Raw genomic sequence first — 17,297 nt, 5'->3', positions numbered from 1 at the left:
CTGCTGCGCGGAGGCCCGGGACGTCCAAGACCCTTTGCTATAACCACTGGTTATGGATGTGCACGTGCGAGAGCTGCGGTATTTCGTGGCGGTGGCCGAGGAGCTGAACGTCACGCGGGCCGCCGAGCGGCTGTTCGTCTCCCAGCCGGCGCTGTCCAAGCAGCTCAGGGTGCTGGAGCGGCAGCTCGGGTTCCGGCTGTTCGAGCGGGTGCACAGCGGCGTGGTGCTCACCCGGCAGGGCGAGGTGCTCCTGCCGGTGGCCCGGGATCTGATCGAACGGTGGACGGCCGGCGTCGAGGCCGCGCGGGCGGCGGCCCCCGCCGGCACGCTGGTGATCGGGATACAGACGGCCGTGGGCAGGGGGCTGCAGCAGGAGGCGCTGCGGCGGTTCCGTGCGGCGATGCCGGGGTGGGAGGTGTCGCTCAGGCTCGTGGGCTGGGACGACCCCAGCGGTGGGCTCGCCGACGGGTCCTCCGACGTGGCGTTCATCTGGCTGCCGGTGCCGCCGGGGCTGCAAACGTACGTGCTGGCCACCGAGAGCCGAGGGCTGGCCATGCCGGACGACCACCCGCTGGCGGAACTGCCGGAGATCCCGTTCGCGGCGCTGCGCGAGGAGCCGTTCATCGCCCTGCCGCCGGCCGCCGGGCCGCTGCGGGACTTCTGGCTCGGACGGGACGCCCGCGACGACGAGCCGGTGGTCGGGGTCACCGCCAACACGCCGGAGGAGGTGTTCGAGGCGGTGATCAGCGGGCTCGGGGTGGTGCTGGTGGCCGAGGGGAACGCCGCGCTCTACAACAGGCCCGGCATGGTCTACCGTCCCGTTACAGGGCTGCCTCCCGGGGAGCTCGCCATCGCCTGGCGCGAAGGGGATGGAAGCCCGCAAGTAGCGGCATTCGTTGACGCGCTCCGACAAGTCGTCGCTAAGGTCTGACGGGACATCTGATCCCGTGGAAGGGCGAGACATGAGCGATCACGACATCACCTTCGACCTCATCGACGCCGACAACGACGGCCGCATCTCCGCCGTCGAGCTCGTACGGCTGATGGAGGTGCTCGGCCAGCCGGTCAGCCTCGAGGCCGCGCAGGAAGGCGTGCGGAAGCTCGACAAGGACGGCGACGGCCTGATCGACAAGCAGGAGTTCGCCGACTTCCTCCAGAAGTGACAGAAACAAGCTCTTGCTACCCAACCTCCTGTTGCCTGGGTCACAATGGCGGCGGGAGGGACGATGGTCATCACGAGTGATATCCCCGTGCAAGCCCTCAGAGCGGGGGTCGGCACGGTCACAGAAGAGGTGATCGAGGAGATCCAGGCCCGGATCCCCGAGTACGCCCGGCCATCGGACGGTCTTTACCTCAAGGTCATCAGGATGGCGGTCGAGCAGGCCATCGAGGGCTTCCTCAACCGCATCGAGCACCCGGGAGCCCCCTGGGACCCGGAGCCGTTCCGCCTGATCGGCAGGGGCGAGGCCGCCGAGGGCCGCAACCTCGAGCCGCTCCAGACCGCGATGCGGCTCGGCGCCCGGGTCGGCTGGCGGCGGCTCACGGAGCTCGCGGAGCCGCTCGGGCTCTCCCCGCAGACCCTGTACGACCTGGGCGAGGCCATCTTCGTCTACCTCGACCAGCTCGCCGACGCGGCGGCCGAGGGCTTCGAGGAGGCCAGGGCGCGCGCCGCCGGCGAGATCGAGCGCCGCCGCGCCCGCCTGCTCGACCTGCTGCTCAGCCACCCGCCCGCCGGCGCGGAGGCCGTCGCCGAGCTGGCCAAGTCCGCCGGGTGGCGGCTGCCCAAGACCGTCGCGTGCGTGGCGCTCGACGACCGGCACGGCATGCCGGCGCCGGCTCCCGACGTGCTCCTGGGCCTCGACAGGCCGGTCCCGTGCCTGCTCGCGCCCGACCCGAACGGACCCGGCCGGGCCCGGCTGCTCGAGCACGCCCTGCGCGGGCGCAGGGCCGCGATCGGCCCCGCCGTGCCCCTGGCCGCCGCCGCGACCTCGCTGCGGTGGGCCGGCGAGGCGCTCGAGCTGTCACGGCGCGGCGTCCTGCCCCGGGGGACGCTGCGGTGCGAGGAGCACATGGCGACGCTGGTGGTGTTCAAGGACGAGGAGCTGGTCAACGCGCTGGCCGAGGTCCGGCTCGCGCCCCTGGCGCACCTGCGGCCGGCGCAGCAGGACCGGCTGGCGGAGACGTTGCTGGCCTGGCTGCGGTACGGGCGCGGCGCGGGCGAGGTGGCCGCCAGGCTGCACGTGCACCCGCAGACCGTGCGCTACCGGCTGCGGCAGCTCGAGGAGCTGTACGGGGAGCAACTCGCCGATCCGGACATCCGCTTCGAACTGGAGATAGCGCTCCGGGCCCGGCAGGCCGTCCAAGGGGCCTGACCTGCGGGCTCGGCGTTCCGGCGGTTCCTGGGGCCTGAGCGCGTTTGTTGGGGGTAGCGGTCGTCGCATGCGACTGACGTACACCTCCGACGTCTGGTACAAGAACGCCGTCGTCTACTGCCTCGATGTGGAGACGTTCAAAGACGGCAACGGCGACGGCGTGGGCGACTTCCGCGGTCTGACGCAGCAGATCGACTACCTCGCGGGGCTCGGCGTGACGTGCCTCTGGCTCATGCCGTTCTTCCCGACCCCCAACCGGGACGACGGGTACGACATCACCGACTTCTACAACATCGACCCGCGCCTGGGCACGCTGGGCGACTTCGTGGAGTTCATGCGTACCGCCAACGACCGGGGCCTGCGGGTGATCGCCGACCTCGTCGTCAACCACACCTCAGACCAGCACCCCTGGTTCGTCGAGTCGAGGTCGAGCAGGGACTCGCCCATGCGCGACTGGTACGTGTGGTCCGACACCCCCGAGCCGGACGACCCCTCGCAGATCGTCTTCCCCGACAAGGAGAAGAGCGTCTGGGAGTACGACAAGAAGTCGGGGCAGTACTACCTGCACAGCTTCTACCGGCACCAGCCGGACCTGAACGTCGGCAACCCCGAGGTCAGGGACGAGATCGCGCGCATCCTCGGCTTCTGGATGGAGCTCGGGCTCTCCGGGTTCAGGGTGGACGCGGTGCCGTTCCTCATCGAGAACGTCAACCCGCAGCTGGCCAACCCGCACGAGTTCCTGGCGGACCTGCGGGCGTTCATGACGCGGCGCAAGGGCGGGTCGATCCTGCTCGGCGAGGTCAACGTCCCGTACAAGGACCTGCCCGCGTACTTCGGCGAGGGCCTCGGCGACCAGCTCACCATGTGCTTCGACTTCATCGGCATGCAGAACGCCTGGCTGTCGATGGCCCGCAGCGACGCCACGCCGCTCGCCCGCGCCCTGCGCGAGCGCCCCAAGCCGCCGAAGGACTGCCAGTGGGCCATGTTCCTGCGCAACCACGACGAGCTCACCCTCGACAAGCTCACGGAGGAGGAGCGGCAGGAGATCTTCGATGCGTTCGGGCCGCGTAAGGACATGCAGATCTACGGCCGCGGCCTGCGCCGCCGCCTGCCGACCATGCTCGGCGGCGACCTGCGGCGCATCAAGATGGCCTACAGCCTGCTGTTCTCGCTGCCCGGCACACCCGTGATCTTCTACGGCGAGGAGATCGGCATGGGGGAGAACCTCGACGAGGAGGGCCGCATGGCGGTCCGCATCCCCATGCAGTGGTCGGCGGACGGCGGCTTCACCCAGGCCGAGCCGGTGCGCGAGATCCCGGAGGGCTCCTTCGCGCCCGACCGGGTCAACGTGGCCGACCAGAAGCGGGACGTGAACTCGCTGCTGCGCTGGTTTCAGCTGCTGATCGAGCGCTACCGCGAGTGCCCCGAGCTGGCGTGGGGCCAGCACACGGTGCTGGACACCGACCAGCCGTCGGTCCTCGCCCACCGCTGCGACGCCGACGGGGCCACGGTGGTGGTCACGCACAACCTGTGCGACACGGCCGTGGACGTGGACCTGACCCTGGAGGGGCTGGAGGGTCAGCTCCTGACGGACCTCCTGGTGGACGGCACGCTGGAGGTCTCGGCGGACGGCGCGGTACGGGTCCCGCTGGACCCCCACGGCTGCCGCTGGTTCCGCGCCTCACGCCCCGAGGTCGCCCCGGAGGACGCCTCGGTCAAGTCCCTGTGACCCCGATCGGGAGGCGGGCCAGGCGGACATGGCCAGTTCGGCGATGTGCAGGAGGGCGGCGTGGGAGGCGCCGTCGCGGGACTGGGTGGACATGCCCTGGATCACCGCCGCGTAGAACGTCGCCAGCCCGGCCGTGTCCGTGTCCGCCGGGAGCCGCCCGGCCGCCACGTCACCGTCGATCCGCTCCTTGAGCGCCGCCTTGGCCGCCTCCCTGAACTCCCGCAGCAGCCCCTGAACCTCGGCCGACTCGGGCCCGCAGTTCACCGCGGCCGTGATGATCAGGCATCCCGCCGGGTGCGAGTCGCTCGCGTACTCGGCGGCCGACTCCCGCAGCACGCGCTCGACGGCCGCGCGCCCCGTCGGCTCCTCCGCGAGCGCCCGTGACGTGAAGGCCCCGTACGTCTCCTGGTAGCGCCGCACCGCCTCCTCGAAGAGCCGGCGCTTGTCCCCGAAGGCCGCGTACAGGCTGGGCGGTCTGATCCCCATGGCGGCGGTCAGCTCGGCGACCGAGGTCGCCTCGTAGCCGTGCCGCCAGAACGTGAGCAGCGCCCGCTCCAGCGCCACCTCTCTGTCGAACGCCCGCTGTCTGGCCATGGCCACATTCTATAGCGATTGCTATGTTATTGTTCTGTAGCGATCGTTAAAGAAAGGATGCGAGGGATGAAAACAGCCCTAGTGACGGGAGCCGGCCGGGGGATCGGCCGTGCTATCGCGCTGCGCCTGGCCAGGGACGGCTTCCGGGTGGCCGTCAACTACGTCGCGGACGAGACGGCCGCCAAGGAGGTCGTGGGCCTGATCGAGCAGGACGGCGGCAGCGCGTTCGCCGTCCAGGCCGACCTGGGACGGCAGGAGGACGTGCGCCGGCTCGCGGAGCGGATGAGAGGTGCGACGGACGTCCTCGACGTGCTGGTCAACAACGCGGGCATCGGCAGGTCCAGCTCCATCGCGGAGGAGACGCCGGAGGCTTACGACCGGTTGTTCGCGGTCAACGTCAAAGGGCTGTTCTTCCTCACCCAGCAGCTGCTGCCGCTGATCCCCGACGGCGGCAGGATCGTCAACATCACCTCGGGCGTGGTCCGCATCGCCTTCCCGGAGAGCATCGCGTACTCGATGACCAAGGGCGCGGTGCAGGTGTTCACGCTGGCGCTGGCCAAGGAGCTGGGCCCGCGCGGCATCACGGTCAACAACGTCGCGCCCGGCATCATCGACACCGACGTCAACGCAGGCTGGCTGCGCGGCAACCCGGAGGCCGAGGCGTACGCGGCGAGCAGGCACGCGCTCAACCGGATCGGCCAGGTGGACGAGATCGCGAACGCGGTCGCGTTCGTCGCCTCGCCGGAGGCGAGCTTCATCACCGGCAGCACCATCGACGCCACCGGCGGAGGGAACCTCTGAGATGCCGACGATCACCCACAGCTCGGGCCAGGTCCACTACCGCCGGGCGGGCAGCGGCCCCGGCCTGGTCATGGTGCACGGCACCGGCGGCGACGCCGTCACCAACTACGCCCACCTCGTGCCCGGCCTCGCCGACATCCGCACCGTCATCACCCCCGACTACGCGGGCAGCGGCCGGACCGCGGACCCGGGCGGCGACCTCACCCTCGACCTGCTCGCCGGACAGGTCGCGGCCACCTTCGAGGGCCCGTCCGACCTCGTCGGCTTCTCGCTGGGCGCGGCCGTGGCCGTCGCGGTCGCGGCCGAGCATCCGGAGCTGGTCCGGCGCCTGGTGCTGATCGCCGGCTGGACGCACGCGGAGGACTCCCGGCTCAACCTCGGCCTGCGGACCTGGGCCAGGCTGGCGGCCACCGACCCGGAGAGCTTCGCCGCGTACGGGCCGCTGATGGCGTTCAGCCCCGGGTACGTGAGCGCGGCCGGCGCCGAGGCCCTCATGGCCGGCGAGCCCCCGCACGGGACGCTCCGGCAGATCGAGCTGGATCTCCGCCTCGACATCAGGGACCTGCTGCCGAAGGTCACCGCTCCCACGCTGGTCATCGGCAACACCCAGGACTACCTGGTCCCGGTGGAGCACGCCCGCGCGCTGCACGCGGCGCTGCCCGGCAGCGCGTACGCCGAGCTGGACAGCGGCCATGTCGTCCTGCACGAGCGGCCGGCCGAGGTCACGAAGCTGATCCGGGAGTTCGTCACCCGCGTGACCAACGAGTGATTCGTCCTGATTACTCTGCCATCTCATGCAGACCAAGAAGCTCGCCCTCACCGGGGCCGTCGCGCTGTGCGCGCTGGCCCTGGTGGCGCCCCCCGCGCAAGCCGGTGCCGCCTCGGTCACCGTCACGGTCATGGGCACGTCCGACATCCACAGCAACGGGCTCAACTGGGACTACTACAAGGACACGGCCTACGCCGACAGCGCGGGCAACAGCGTCGGGCTGGCCAAGGTGTCCTCCCTGGTCAACCGGATCCGGGCCGAGCGCGGGGCGGACCACACGCTGCTGTTCGACTCGGGTGACACCATCCAGGGCACCCCGCTGGCGTACTACTACGCCAAGGTCGAGCCGATCACGCAGACCGGCCAGATCCACCCCATGGCCAAGGCCATGAACGCCATCGGGTACGACGCGGTGACGCTGGGGAACCACGAGTTCAACTACGGTCTGCCGCTGCTGGCCACCTGGATCAAGCAGATGAGGGCGCCGGTGCTCGGCGCGAACGCGGTCTACGACAAGAGCGGGCTGCCCGCGTACCGGCCGTTCGTGATCAAGACCATGAAGGTCGACGGCGAGAAGCCGATCAAGGTCGGCGTGCTCGGGCTGACCAACCCCGGCGTGGCCATCTGGGACAAGGCGAACGTCGAGGGCAGGCTCCGCTTCACCGACCTGGTCGAGTCGGCGAAGAAGTGGGTGCCGGTCATCCGCGGGCTCGGCGCGGACGTGGTCGTGGTGACCGCGCACGCGGGCGACAACGGCATGTCCTCCTACGGCGGCGACCTGCCGGTCGAGAACGCCTCCGCGATGGTGGCCGAGCAGGTGCCGGGCATCGACGCGGTGCTGTTCGGCCACGCGCACAACGACGTGCCCCAGCGGTTCGTCACGAACAAGGTGACGGGGCGGCAGGTGCTGCTGACCGAGCCCGGCAAGTGGGGCCAGCGCCTGTCGAGGCTGGACTTCCAGCTCGCCAAGGAGCACGGCAGGTGGGTGGTCACCGGCAAGTCCGCCACCACGATCAACACGAACACGGTCGCCGAGGACCCCAGGATCGTCCAGCTGCTCAAGCCCCAGCACGACGCGACCGTCGGTTACGTGAACAAGGTCGTGGCCAAGTCGTCGCAGGAGCTGTCGGCCGCCGAGTCGCCGTACAAGGACACGGCGATCCTCGACTACATCCAGCACGTGCAGGTGGAGACGGTCAAGCAGGCGCTGCCGGGCAACACGCTGCCGGTGCTGTCGATCGCCGCGCCGTTCAGCCGCACCGCCGTCTTCCCCGCCGGTGACATCCGGGTCAGGGACGTGGCCGGCCTGTACGTCTACGACAACACGCTGCTGGCGATCAAGCTGACCGGCGCGCAGATCAAGGACTATCTGGAGTACTCCGCCAAGTACTTCAACCAGCTCGCCCCCGGTGCCCCGGTGGACGTGACCAAGCTGACGAACGCCGGCAACACCCCCGACTACAACTACGACCAGCTCTCCGGGGTGTCGTACGACATCGACATCTCCAAGCCGGTCGGGCAGCGGATCGCCAACCTCGCCTATGACGGCGCCCCGGTCCCGGCCGACAAGGAGTTCGTGGTCGCGATCAACAACTACCGGCAGTCGGGCGGCGGCGGCTTCCCGCACGTCACGAACGCCCCGGTGCTCTACAACGCGCAGGTGGAGATCCGCCAGGCGCTGATCGACTACGCCACCGCCAAGGCCACCGTCGACCCGGGCGACTTCGCCGTCCAGAACTGGAAGCTGACCAGGGACGGCGTGCCGGTCTTCTGAGGCGTGCGGGCACCGGGTCAGAGGTAGGAAGGTCCCGTGACCCGGTGCCTGAACGTCCACCACACCCAGCCCTGCGCGGCCACCAGCAGCGGGATCAGGGTCAGGATGACCGGCACCAGCAGGGCGCCCGACGTGCCGGGGTGCAGCGGCAGCCGGAGGCCCGCCAGCACCCCCACGGCCACCAGCGCGCCGGCCGTCAGCGCGTAGGTGCGGGCCTCGCCCGCCCCGCCCGACAGCACGGCCGCCCGCTCCCGCATGGTCCCGCGCAGCCGCAGCGCCGCGAAGGCCAGCCCGTGCGTGGCGAACAGGGCGGCCACCACCAGGGCGGGCAGCGCGGCGATCGGGCCGCGGATGCCGAGCAGCACGTGGCTGAGGAGCAGACCCCAGCTCAGAGCCAGCCCCCAGCTCCCGGCCACGATCGCGCCGTCCCAGAACGCCTGCCACCGCGGCCCCGGCACCCGTCCACGCAGCCACAGGCCCATGTCGCGGACGATCCACGACAGGATCAACGTCACCACCAGGGAGTAGTTGCCACTCAGCAGCGTGCCCTCCAGCTCGGGGAAGAGCCCCGCGAGCACGCCTGCCGTGGCCACCAGCCAGACCTCGTTGCCCAGGAAGAAGGGTGCGATGGCGGCGATCACCTCCCGCCGCTCGCCGGCCGACCTGCCCAGGTACGGCAGCGCCATGCCGACCCCGATGTCGGCCCCGGCCAGCACGAGGTAGCCGAGCGTGAAGAAGGCCAGAATGAAGATCTCCATGACGGGCTCCTCAGAAGCTCAGAGCGGGGACAGCGGGAGCGGTGGCGCCCAGCGCCGCGGCGGCGGGCCCGCGGCGGGCGTGCCTGGCCAGGAGCCAGTAGTTGATCGCGATCAGCACGGCGAACACCGTGGCGAAGGCGGTGAGGGAGAAGCGCATCTGGGCCGCGGACACCGGTGACATCGCGTCGGCCGTCTTCAGCAGCCCGTACACGGCCCACGGCTGGCGGCCCAGCTCGCGGAAGATCCAGCCGGACAGCATGGTCACGAACGGGACCGGGATCATCAGGGTCAGCAGCCAGTGCCACAGCCGGAACCCGCGCACGACCGGGCGGAAGAGCACGAGCAGCCCGCTGAGCGAGGCGACCACCGTCATCACCAGCCAGAGCATCATCATCGTGATGCCCGCGCCGTGCACGGGGCCCACCGGCGGCATGTAGTCGCCGGGGCCGTGGGCGGCCGCCATCTGCGCCTGGAGCTCGGCGATCTCGGCGGGCGAGCCCGACCACGCCGCCGCCTTGGTCGGCTGCAGGGTCTGGAACCCGAGCCCGCCGAACGTCACGGTGACGAACAGCGCGGGCACCGCCACCCCGATCCCGATCCGCAGCGACTTGCGGAAGAAGTCCTGCTCGGCGGTGCGCTTACGGAGGTGGTACGCGCTCACCCCGGCCAGGAAGAACCCGCCGGTGATCATCGCGCCGCCCATGATGTGGCCGAACGCGATCAGCGCCGCCGGGTTGGCCACCATCGCCCCGAAGTCCACCAGCCGCAGCACGCCGCCGTCCACCACGTGACCGGCCGGGTGCTGCAGGAAGCCGTTCGCGACCATGATCCAGAACGCCGACGCGTACGCGGTCAGCGTCACGACCCAGATCAGCGCGAGGTGCGCCCACCGGTTCAGCCGGTCCCAGCCGAAGATCCACAGCCCCAGGAACGTGGACTCGACGAAGAACGCCACCAGCGTCTCGATGGCCAGCGCCGACCCGAAGACGTTCCCGGCGTACTCCGTGAGCCCGCTCCACGACAGCCCGAGCTGGAACTCCATCACCAGCCCGGTGACGATGCCCATCGCGTAGTTGATGATGTAGAGCTGGCCCCAGAAGCGCGTCATCCTCAGGTGCACGGGGTCGCGGCTGAAGGTCGCCCTGGTCTGGATGGCGGCGACCAGCGTAGCCAGGCCGAGCGTCAGCGCCACGAAGAGGAAGTGCGCTCCCGCCGTGAGCGCGAACTGCAGGCGGGCCAGATCCACGGTGTCCATGGTCAGAGGTTCCCGGTACGGCTACGCCTACCGCGTCATGCCCGGGCGGCAACCTGCCGTACATCTCCGGTCGCACGAAGATCGCCCGGCGTACGACTCAGGGCGTAACCCAGCCCGGGACGATCATGCCGGCCTCGTACGCGATGATCACGAGCTGCGCCCTGTCGCGGACCGACAGCTTGGTCATGATGCGGCTGACGTGCGTCTTCGCCGTCGCGGGGCTGAGCACGAGCCGGGCCGCGATCTCGTCGTTCGACAGGCCGCCGGCCACCAGCGCCATGACCTCGCGCTCGCGCTCGGTGAGCGCGTTCAGCTCCGGGCCGGGCTCGGGGCGCTTGACCCGGCCCGCGAACTCGGCGATCAGCCGCCGCGTGATCGACGGCGCGATCAGCGCGTCACCCCTGGCCACGACCCTGACCGCGTGGATCAGCTCGGCCGGCTCGGTGTCCTTCACCAGGAAGCCGCTCGCGCCGGCCTGCAGCGCGGCGTACACGTAGTCGTCCAGGTCGAACGTGGTCAGGATGATCACCTTGACGCCCTCGAGCCGGACGTCGGCGGTGATCCGGCGGGTGGCCTCCAGGCCGTCGAGCTCGGGCATCCGGATGTCCATGAGCACCACGTCGGGCCGGTGCTCGCGCGCCGCGGCCACGGCCGCCGCGCCGTTGGCGGCCTCGGCGACGACCTCGAAGTCGTCCTCGTCGCTGAGTATGGACCGGAACCCGGCCCGTACCAGGGTCTGGTCGTCGGCGAGCAGTACGCGGATCATCCGGCCCCATTCGATGGCTGGTCCAGTGGCAGGTGGGCGACGACGCGGAAGCCGCCCTCGGCGCGGGGGCCGGCCTCCAGGGTGCCGCCGAGCGCGGTGGCGCGCTCGCGCATGCCCTGCAGGCCGAAGCCGCTGCCTTCGTCGTACGTGGCACCCGGCCCGTCATCCTCCACGCAGATCATGATATTTCCGGAAGCGTTGTTGATCGTGAGCGTGGCCTGGGTCGTGCCGGAATGGCGGGAGACGTTCGTCAGCGACTCGCTGATGATCCGGACGGCGGCCAGGTCCACCTCCGCCGGCACGGCGTCGAGCGGCCCGGACAGCTCCGTACGCACCTCCAGCCCCGACGCCGCGACCAGCGCGTCGACCCGCGCCAGGCTGTCGGCCGGCCTGGTCGGGGCGTCCTCGTCCACCTGGCGCAGCACGCCCAGGGTGGTACGCAGCTCGCGCAGCGTCTCCTTGCTGGTGTCCTTGATCGTCCGGAGCGCCGTCTCGGCGTCCTCCGGCCGCTTTCTCATGCCGTGCAGCGCCGCCGCGGCCTGCACGTTCATCATGGAGATGTTGTGCCCGAGCACGTCGTGCAGCTCGCGCGCGATCCGCAGCCGCTCCTCGCTCGCCCGCCGCCTGGCCTCCTCTTCCTTGCTGTGCTCGGCCTCGAGCGCACGCTGCTCGACCGCCCGCAGGTAGGCGCGGCGGTTGCGGGTGACGCCGCCGAACGCGATGGCGGCGACCTCCCAGCCGGCGATCATGAGGAACAGGCTGTTGTCCACGTGCCGGACGCCGCCGCTCTCACCGATCCCCATGCCCAGCACCGACGCCGCCCCGACGGCGATGGCCGCGGTGAGGTGGCCCCGGTCGGCCGCGGTGTAGAGGGTGACGAACGGCAGGACGGCGAGCGGCCCGTCGAGGCCCGCGAACCTGTAGTACACGGCGACGACCACCATCACCAGGATCAGCGCCGCGACGGGGTAGCGCTCCCGCAGCAGCAGCGCGCCGCAGCCGACGATCGGCAGCACCAGGTCGAAGCCGTTGGGCTGCTCGGTCCCCCGGAGCGCGTACGTCACGGCCACGCCGGCCAGCGTCGCCACGATCACGACCAGTGACACGATCGTGCTGGTGGAGGGCCTTCGCATGCCTCCTATTGTGGGGGGTAATCGGAGGGACGCATCTGGGTAGAGCAGGTAAATGACCACAAAGGACGAACTGCAGCAGGTCGAAGAGGACCTGGTCCGGTTGAAGGCCGAGAACAAGGACGTTCGCAACCAGATCCGGGACATAGGCGCGACCGACCAGGTGGAGATCTCGGCCATGATCAGCCAGGCGGACGAGCAGGAAGAGCTGATAGCCCAGCTCGAGCGCCGCCGCGACGCGCTGCAGCAGCGCCTCCAGCAAGAAGGGGTCACGTAGGCTTGTCAGGATGATCTACGCGAAGACCCCGCTGACCCCGGAGATCCGCGAGGCCGTGGCCTCGACGTGGGGGATCACGGGTGACGGCGAGCGCCTGCACGGCGGTGAGGAGTCCGCCGCCTACCGGCTCGACGGCCACGTCGTCCGCATCGGCCCCGCGGGGCGCGCCGCCGCCGAGTCCGAGTGGTGTCACGCGATAGCCCGGCACGCCGCCACGACCCTCCCGGAGGCCGTCGCCCCCGTTCCCACGGCCGGCGGGGCGACGGTCATCACGGTGACGGGCCGCCCGATCTCCCTCTGGCCGTACGTCGAGGGCGTCTGGCCCGACTCCGACGTGCCGGAGCAGCGCGTGGCGGGGGCGCGGCTGCTGGCCAGGCTGCACGGGTCGCTGGCCACGTCCCGCCCGGCACCCCGCCCCGTACCCGCCTTCCAGGAGTCCGGTCTGTACGGCGAGAAGCCGCAGGACGCGCCCGACCTCGACGATCCCGCGCTGGACCGCTGGCTGGCGGAGTTCCACGCCCGGCACCCGCTGCGCCACCCGCTCCACGGCGACTACTACACCGGCAACACCCTGGCCAGGGACGGCGGCATCGTCGCGGTGCTCGACTGGGACGAGACGTTCGTCGGCGCCCCGGAGGTCGAGCTGGCCGCCGCCGCCCTCGAGTGGGGGGATGACGAGCTCGGGCCGAGCAAGGAGTTCGTGGACGCGTACCACGAGGCGGGCGGCACCGCCGGAGAGCTGGAGGAGGAGGCGCTGGCGCAGCTCATCAGGCACAAGCTCCGCAGGGAGTACGCCTATTTCCACAAGGCGGTGCGTGCGGGGGTGCGGCACGACGAGGAGGACCTCGAGTACCACCGCGCCCGCGTGGCGCTGTTCCATCGGCTGCGCCCCTGAAAGCGGCTGACAGAGATCTGGCAGCGCCCCCGTGCATCGTCATCGCCATGACGAACACGCTGATCGTCGGCTCCGGGCCGACGGGACTGACTCTGGCCATCGAGCTGGCCCGCAGGGGCGTCGACCTCCGCATCGTGGAAAGATCTCCGCAGCCGCCCACCGGCGTCCGCGGCAAGGGGCTGCAGCCGCGCACGCTGGAGGTCTTCGACGACCTCGGCGTGATCGACGAGATCCTCGCCACCGGCCGGCCGTACCCGAGCCTGCGCAGCTACCAGGGCGACCAGGTCGTCTGGGAAGGGCGCATGGACGAGATCCGCGAGGCGTCGGAAGGCGTGCCGTACCCCAACCTGATCATGCAGCCGCAGTGGCGGACCGAGCAGATCCTCCGCGACCGGCTGGCCGAGCTGGGGCATCAGGTGGAGTTCGGGGTCGAGCTGACCGGGTTCGAGCAGGACGACGAGGGTGTGACGGCCCACCTGAGCACGGGCGAGCGCGTCGGCTGCGCCTACCTGGTCGGGGCGGACGGCGGCCGCAGCACCGTACGCAAGCAGCTCGGCGTCGGCTTCGCAGGGGAGACGTACGAGAGCGAGCGCATGCTGCTGGCCGACATCAGGACGGGCGACCTGGACCGGGAGCACTGGCACGTCTGGGGTTCGGTGGCGGAGCAGACCGTCCACTTCACCATCTGCCCGCTGCCGAACACCGACGTCTTCCAGCTCGTCGCCCCGTACACCGGCGACGACCACGACCTGATCGGGCTCGTCGCCGAGCACGCCCCGCACGTGCGGATCGACGAGGTCCTGTGGCGCTCCGAGTACCGGGTCAACATCCGCATGGCCGAGCGGTTCAGGGTCGGCCGGGTCTTCCTGGCCGGGGACGCGGCCCACGTGCACACCCCGGCGGGCGGCCAGGGGCTCAACACCGGCGTGCAGGACGCCTACAACCTGGGCTGGAAGCTGGCCATCGGCTCCGAGGCGCTGCTCGAGACGTACGAGGACGAGCGGATGGCGGTGGCGGAGCACGTGCTGGGCCTCAGCACCCGCCTGTACAGGGAGAAGCAGAGCAGGCGCGGGGACGACACCAACCAGCTCGGCCTGGCCTACCTCGGCAGCCCGCTGTCCGTGGGGGAGCGCGGCGGCGACCGGCTCGGCACCCTCTTCGAGGAGCAGCGGGGCACCGGCTTCCTGCTGCTGGCTGAGACCGCGGCGGAGTACCCGTTCAAGGTGCTGCCGCCGCTCGACGGCCAGGAGGGCGTCATCCTGGTCCGCCCCGACGGCTACATCGGCTATCACGGGGACGAGAGCGGGCTCAGCGCGTACCTCTCGGGATTCGGCATCGTGGCGCCCCGCTGCGACGCCGCGCGGTAGCCGTCCTCGCCCAGCGCGGCCCGGCACCGCGCCGCCAGCTGGTTGACGTGGGGATCGGCGGACTCGCCGATCCCGCGCAGCGCCCGCGCCGCGCCGAGCAGCTCGGCCGCGGCCTCCGGCTCCAGATGCTCGGCCACGCCCTCCAGCACGGTCGCCCGCGCGGTGCTGTCGGAGCACGTGACCATCAGCTCCAGCGCCCGGCGCAGCGGCTCCCGGGGCGCGCCCACCCTGGCGAGCTCGACGTACATGAGCGCCCTGGCCTGCGCGGGCAGCTCGACGTCGAGCGCGAGCGCCGACTCCAGCAGCCGGGCGGCCTCCTCCGGGCGGCCCGTACGCCGGGCCAGCTCGGCCCTGGCATGCATGACCCTGGCCACGATCGCCCGGTCCTCGGACCTGACGGCCGCGGCCCACGCCCGCTCCAGCGCGGCGGCGGCTCCGGCGTGGTCACCCGCGCGTCCCTTGAGCTGCCCGAGCCGTAGCAGGAACGTCATCACCCCCATCGAGGTGTCGGGCCCCGTCAGCTCGGCGGCCAGCCGCTCCGGCTCCTCGGCCAGGGCGACCGCCGCGGCGTGGTCTCCGCGGTTCTCGGCGGCCAGCGAGAGCCAGAAGAGGCCGGCCCACTGCCCCCACCGGTCGCCGGTGCGCCTCAGCCCCTCGAGCGCCGGCCTCAGCAGGTCCTCGGCCCCGGCCACCGCTCCGTACTCGAACCGCACGATGCCCGCGATCAGCAGCGCCGCCGACCTGGTCCACAGGTCGGGATGGTCGCGCAGCCGCTCCGCGGCCCGATCGGTGCGGCTCACCAGGTCGGCGGGCGGCGCGCCTCCGCTGATCAACCCCATCGCCCAGGAGTTGAGCGCGGCCGGATGGTCCGACTCCAGCACCGCCCGGGTGGGCTCGGCCCCCATGACCACCCGGCAGATCCCGTGCGCCACCTCCCGGCCCGGCGGCGGCACGTCTCCCACCCTGCGCAGCACCGCCTCGGCCTGCTGCCGGATCTCGCGGTGCCTGTTCCGCAGGGTCCACGGCCAGAAGAGCGGCAGGATCAGCCTGAGCGGGTCGTCGGTGTGGCGCAGCGCCGCGTCCAGGTTGCCCCGCTCGGCGTCCAGCACGGCCAGCCACCTGAGCTGGTCGCCGGTCCGCAGGTGCGGCTCCGCGCTCTCGGCCAGCCCGGTGTAGTGGCGGGCGTGGGCCAGACGGAGCTCGGGGAGGTCGGCGGCGGCGTACTGCCTGATGATCTCCAGCATCGTGTAGCGGTCGCCGGAGAGCTGGATGAGCGACTTGTCCACCAGCGAGGAGAGCAGGTCGAGGTCGCCGCCGCACACGCGGGAGATCGCCTCGTACGTGGCCCCGCCGGAGAAGACCGTCAGGCCGCGGAGCAGCTCGCGCTCGCGCTCGGAGAGCAGGTTCCAGCTCCAGTCGATGACCGCGCCCAGCGTGCGGTGGCGCGGCTCGGACGTACGGCCGCCGGGGAAGGCCAGCCGGTCGCCGAGCTGCTCGACCAGCACGGACACCGGCATCGTGCGCAGGCGTGCGGCGGCCAGCTCGATGGCCAGCGGGATGCCGTCGAGCTCGCGGCAGATCCGCACGGCCTCCTCCCGCCTCAGCCGGACGTCGGCCCTGGCGGCGACGGCCCGGTCCATGAACAGCTCGGCCGCCTTCTCCGCCGGCAGCGGCAGCACCTGGTGCAGCGCCTCGCCCGGGATGTCGAGCGGCTCTCTGCTGGTGGCGAGGATCCGCAGCCCTCCCGCCTCGGACAGCAGCCACTGCGCGATCCGGGCGGCCTCCTCGATCACGTGCTCGCAGTTGTCCAGCACGATCAGGGGAGCGCTGCCGCGCAGGGCCCTGGCGAGGTCGGTCGTCCTCAGCGCGCTCTCCATGGCGGCCCGTACGTCGGTGGCGGCGGCCAGCTCCACCAGCCACACGCCGTCCGGCACCGCCAGGCCCGCCGCCACCTCCACGGCCAGCCGGGTCTTGCCCGCCCCGCCGGGTCCGACGAGCGTGACCAGTCTGGCCCGGTCGAGGAGCGCGGTCAGCCGGGAGACGTCCTCCGACCGGCCGACGAAGCTGGTGAGCCGGGCGGGCAGGTTGCTCCTCGGCTCCTGGTCCTTCAGCGCTTCGAGGTGGGCTTCCCGCAGCTCGGGCCCGGGATCGACGCCCAGCTCGCCGGCCAGGGCGGCCCTGGTCCGTTCGAAGAGGCCGAGTGCCTCGGCCCGCCGCCCGTTCGCGGTCAGCGCGCGGATGAGCAGGGCGTGGAACGGCTCGCGTAACGGATGGGCGGCGACCAGCTCCTCCAGCTCGGCCACCAGCTCGGCCTTGGGGGTGGTGGCTGCGAGGTCGGTGGCGATCCTCGTGGCCAGGGCGGTGAGGCGCAGCTCCTCCAGGCGGGCCGCCGGGGCCTCGGCGAAGGGCAGCTCGTACGCGTCCGCCAGGGCCGTGCCCCGCCACAGCGCCAGCGCCCTGTGCACGTCACCGGCCCGTACGAGCCGCTCGAACGCCCACGCGTCCACCTCGTCCGGCGGCACGTCGAGCACGTATCCGGCCGGATGGGAGGTGATCAGGCCGGGGGCCTCCCTGCGGGCCCTGGAGACCAGCGACTGCAGCGCCGCCATGGGGTGGGCGGGCGGCTCGTCCGGCCACAGGTCGTCGATCAGCCGGTCGGCGGTCACGACGCGGCCGGGGTCCAGCGCCAGCCGCACCAGCAGCACCCGCACCCGGGCACCGGCGACCTCGCTCCCGGCCACCTGAAGCGGCCCCAGGATCCCGACCCGCACCCCGTCCTCCCCTCGCGCGCCGCCTCCACAGTACGACCC

General features: G+C 71.5%; 16 protein-coding genes. 10 read left to right on the top strand and 6 right to left on the bottom strand.

Annotation, left to right across the window (positions count from 1 at the left end; translation table 11 throughout):
- Positions 1-64 precede the first annotated feature (64 nt).
- From AB0H84_RS16475 to AB0H84_RS16460, 4 genes are all read left to right on the top strand, one after another.
- Positions 65-931 (top strand): LysR family transcriptional regulator, encoded by an 867-nt coding sequence (locus tag AB0H84_RS16475; protein ID WP_357604053.1) that lies wholly within the window; start codon positions 65-67, stop codon positions 929-931.
- A 31-nt stretch (positions 932-962) separates the two neighbouring features.
- Positions 963-1,163: an EF-hand domain-containing protein gene (locus AB0H84_RS16470; RefSeq protein WP_357604052.1), complete on the top strand. Its 201-nt coding sequence runs from the start codon at positions 963-965 to the stop codon at positions 1,161-1,163.
- An 87-nt stretch (positions 1,164-1,250) separates the two neighbouring features.
- Positions 1,251-2,372: a helix-turn-helix domain-containing protein gene (locus tag AB0H84_RS16465; protein WP_357604050.1), complete on the top strand. Its 1,122-nt coding sequence runs from the start codon at positions 1,251-1,253 to the stop codon at positions 2,370-2,372.
- A 67-nt stretch (positions 2,373-2,439) separates the two neighbouring features.
- Positions 2,440-4,101: an alpha-amylase family protein gene (locus AB0H84_RS16460; protein WP_357604048.1), complete on the top strand. Its 1,662-nt coding sequence runs from the start codon at positions 2,440-2,442 to the stop codon at positions 4,099-4,101.
- On the opposite strand, the gene AB0H84_RS16455 is transcribed toward AB0H84_RS16460, so the two are convergent.
- The gene (locus tag AB0H84_RS16455) at positions 4,054-4,695 is read right to left on the bottom strand and encodes a TetR/AcrR family transcriptional regulator (RefSeq protein WP_357604046.1); all 642 of its coding nucleotides are present in this window, start codon (positions 4,693-4,695) and stop codon (positions 4,054-4,056) included. The two genes, AB0H84_RS16460 and AB0H84_RS16455, sit on opposite strands and share 48 nt — an antisense overlap.
- Positions 4,696-4,761: 66 nt before the next feature.
- Here AB0H84_RS16455 and AB0H84_RS16450 point away from each other — a divergent pair, with 66 nt between their 5' ends.
- From AB0H84_RS16450 to AB0H84_RS16440, 3 genes are read left to right on the top strand one after another with little or no spacing between them, the layout of a single operon-like run.
- The gene (locus tag AB0H84_RS16450; protein ID WP_357604045.1) at positions 4,762-5,496 is read left to right on the top strand and encodes an SDR family oxidoreductase; all 735 of its coding nucleotides are present in this window, start codon (positions 4,762-4,764) and stop codon (positions 5,494-5,496) included.
- A gap of 1 nt (position 5,497) precedes the next feature.
- Positions 5,498-6,265 (top strand): alpha/beta hydrolase, encoded by a 768-nt coding sequence (locus AB0H84_RS16445; protein WP_357604043.1) that lies wholly within the window; start codon positions 5,498-5,500, stop codon positions 6,263-6,265.
- A 25-nt stretch (positions 6,266-6,290) separates the two neighbouring features.
- Complete coding sequence (locus AB0H84_RS16440; protein WP_357604041.1) at positions 6,291-8,039, top strand: 5'-nucleotidase C-terminal domain-containing protein; 1,749 nt, start codon at positions 6,291-6,293, stop codon at positions 8,037-8,039.
- A 17-nt stretch (positions 8,040-8,056) separates the two neighbouring features.
- Here the strand turns inward: AB0H84_RS16440 and AB0H84_RS16435 are convergent, their stop codons facing one another.
- From AB0H84_RS16435 to AB0H84_RS16420, 4 genes are all read right to left on the bottom strand, one after another.
- The gene (locus tag AB0H84_RS16435; protein ID WP_357604039.1) at positions 8,057-8,797 is read right to left on the bottom strand and encodes a cytochrome d ubiquinol oxidase subunit II; all 741 of its coding nucleotides are present in this window, start codon (positions 8,795-8,797) and stop codon (positions 8,057-8,059) included.
- A 10-nt stretch (positions 8,798-8,807) separates the two neighbouring features.
- Positions 8,808-10,052 carry a cytochrome ubiquinol oxidase subunit I gene (locus tag AB0H84_RS16430; RefSeq protein WP_357604038.1) on the bottom strand — a complete coding sequence of 415 codons (1,245 nt, stop codon included), beginning with the start codon at positions 10,050-10,052 and terminating at the stop codon, positions 8,808-8,810.
- 97 nt (positions 10,053-10,149) lie between these two features.
- Positions 10,150-10,818, bottom strand: a complete 669-nt coding sequence (locus AB0H84_RS16425; protein ID WP_357604036.1) for a response regulator transcription factor — start codon at positions 10,816-10,818, stop codon at positions 10,150-10,152.
- The gene (locus AB0H84_RS16420; RefSeq protein ID WP_357604034.1) at positions 10,815-11,951 is read right to left on the bottom strand and encodes a sensor histidine kinase; all 1,137 of its coding nucleotides are present in this window, start codon (positions 11,949-11,951) and stop codon (positions 10,815-10,817) included. The genes AB0H84_RS16425 and AB0H84_RS16420 overlap by 4 nt, the downstream gene beginning before the upstream one ends.
- Before the next feature lie 52 nt (positions 11,952-12,003).
- On the opposite strand from AB0H84_RS16420, the gene AB0H84_RS16415 reads away from it, so the two are divergent.
- Genes AB0H84_RS16415 through AB0H84_RS16405 form a run of 3 tightly spaced genes read left to right on the top strand, consistent with a single transcriptional unit; the run spans position 12,004 to position 14,487 of the window.
- On the top strand, positions 12,004-12,225 hold the full coding sequence (locus AB0H84_RS16415) for a hypothetical protein (protein ID WP_357604032.1): 222 nt from the start codon (positions 12,004-12,006) through the stop codon (positions 12,223-12,225).
- 10 nt (positions 12,226-12,235) lie between these two features.
- Entirely contained in the window at positions 12,236-13,120 is an 885-nt protein-coding gene (locus AB0H84_RS16410) for a phosphotransferase (protein WP_357604030.1), read from the top strand.
- A 47-nt stretch (positions 13,121-13,167) separates the two neighbouring features.
- Positions 13,168-14,487, top strand: coding sequence for an FAD-dependent monooxygenase (locus AB0H84_RS16405; protein WP_357604028.1), 1,320 nt, complete (start codon positions 13,168-13,170; stop codon positions 14,485-14,487).
- On the opposite strand, the gene AB0H84_RS16400 is transcribed toward AB0H84_RS16405, so the two are convergent.
- Positions 14,409-17,258 carry a BTAD domain-containing putative transcriptional regulator gene (locus AB0H84_RS16400; RefSeq protein WP_357604026.1) on the bottom strand — a complete coding sequence of 950 codons (2,850 nt, stop codon included), beginning with the start codon at positions 17,256-17,258 and terminating at the stop codon, positions 14,409-14,411. The two genes, AB0H84_RS16405 and AB0H84_RS16400, sit on opposite strands and share 79 nt — an antisense overlap.
- Positions 17,259-17,297 lie beyond the last annotated feature (39 nt).

This window comes from Nonomuraea sp. NPDC050786, from assembly GCF_040654115.1.
In the GTDB taxonomy this organism is placed as follows: Bacteria; Actinomycetota; Actinomycetes; order Streptosporangiales; family Streptosporangiaceae; genus Nonomuraea.
The sequence above is the reverse complement of the archived record's forward strand: the minus strand, read 5'-3'. Positions and strand labels throughout refer to the sequence as shown.

Bases quoted from the DNA above. Each gene is read 5' to 3' on its own strand.
- AB0H84_RS16470 (WP_357604052.1), top strand. From the start codon at position 963: ATGAGCGATCACGACATCACCTTCGACCTCATCGACGCCGACAACGAC.
- AB0H84_RS16460 (WP_357604048.1), top strand. From the start codon at position 2,440: ATGCGACTGACGTACACCTCCGACGTCTGGTACAAGAACGCCGTCGTC.
- AB0H84_RS16455 (WP_357604046.1), bottom strand. From the start codon at position 4,695: ATGGCCAGACAGCGGGCGTTCGACAGAGAGGTGGCGCTGGAGCGGGCG.
- AB0H84_RS16450 (WP_357604045.1), top strand. From the start codon at position 4,762: ATGAAAACAGCCCTAGTGACGGGAGCCGGCCGGGGGATCGGCCGTGCT.
- AB0H84_RS16445 (WP_357604043.1), top strand. From the start codon at position 5,498: ATGCCGACGATCACCCACAGCTCGGGCCAGGTCCACTACCGCCGGGCG.
- AB0H84_RS16440 (WP_357604041.1), top strand. From the start codon at position 6,291: ATGCAGACCAAGAAGCTCGCCCTCACCGGGGCCGTCGCGCTGTGCGCG.
- AB0H84_RS16435 (WP_357604039.1), bottom strand. From the start codon at position 8,797: ATGGAGATCTTCATTCTGGCCTTCTTCACGCTCGGCTACCTCGTGCTG.
- AB0H84_RS16430 (WP_357604038.1), bottom strand. From the start codon at position 10,052: ATGGACACCGTGGATCTGGCCCGCCTGCAGTTCGCGCTCACGGCGGGA.
- AB0H84_RS16425 (WP_357604036.1), bottom strand. From the start codon at position 10,818: ATGATCCGCGTACTGCTCGCCGACGACCAGACCCTGGTACGGGCCGGG.
- AB0H84_RS16420 (WP_357604034.1), bottom strand. From the start codon at position 11,951: ATGCGAAGGCCCTCCACCAGCACGATCGTGTCACTGGTCGTGATCGTG.
- AB0H84_RS16415 (WP_357604032.1), top strand. From the start codon at position 12,004: ATGACCACAAAGGACGAACTGCAGCAGGTCGAAGAGGACCTGGTCCGG.
- AB0H84_RS16410 (WP_357604030.1), top strand. From the start codon at position 12,236: ATGATCTACGCGAAGACCCCGCTGACCCCGGAGATCCGCGAGGCCGTG.
- AB0H84_RS16405 (WP_357604028.1), top strand. From the start codon at position 13,168: ATGACGAACACGCTGATCGTCGGCTCCGGGCCGACGGGACTGACTCTG.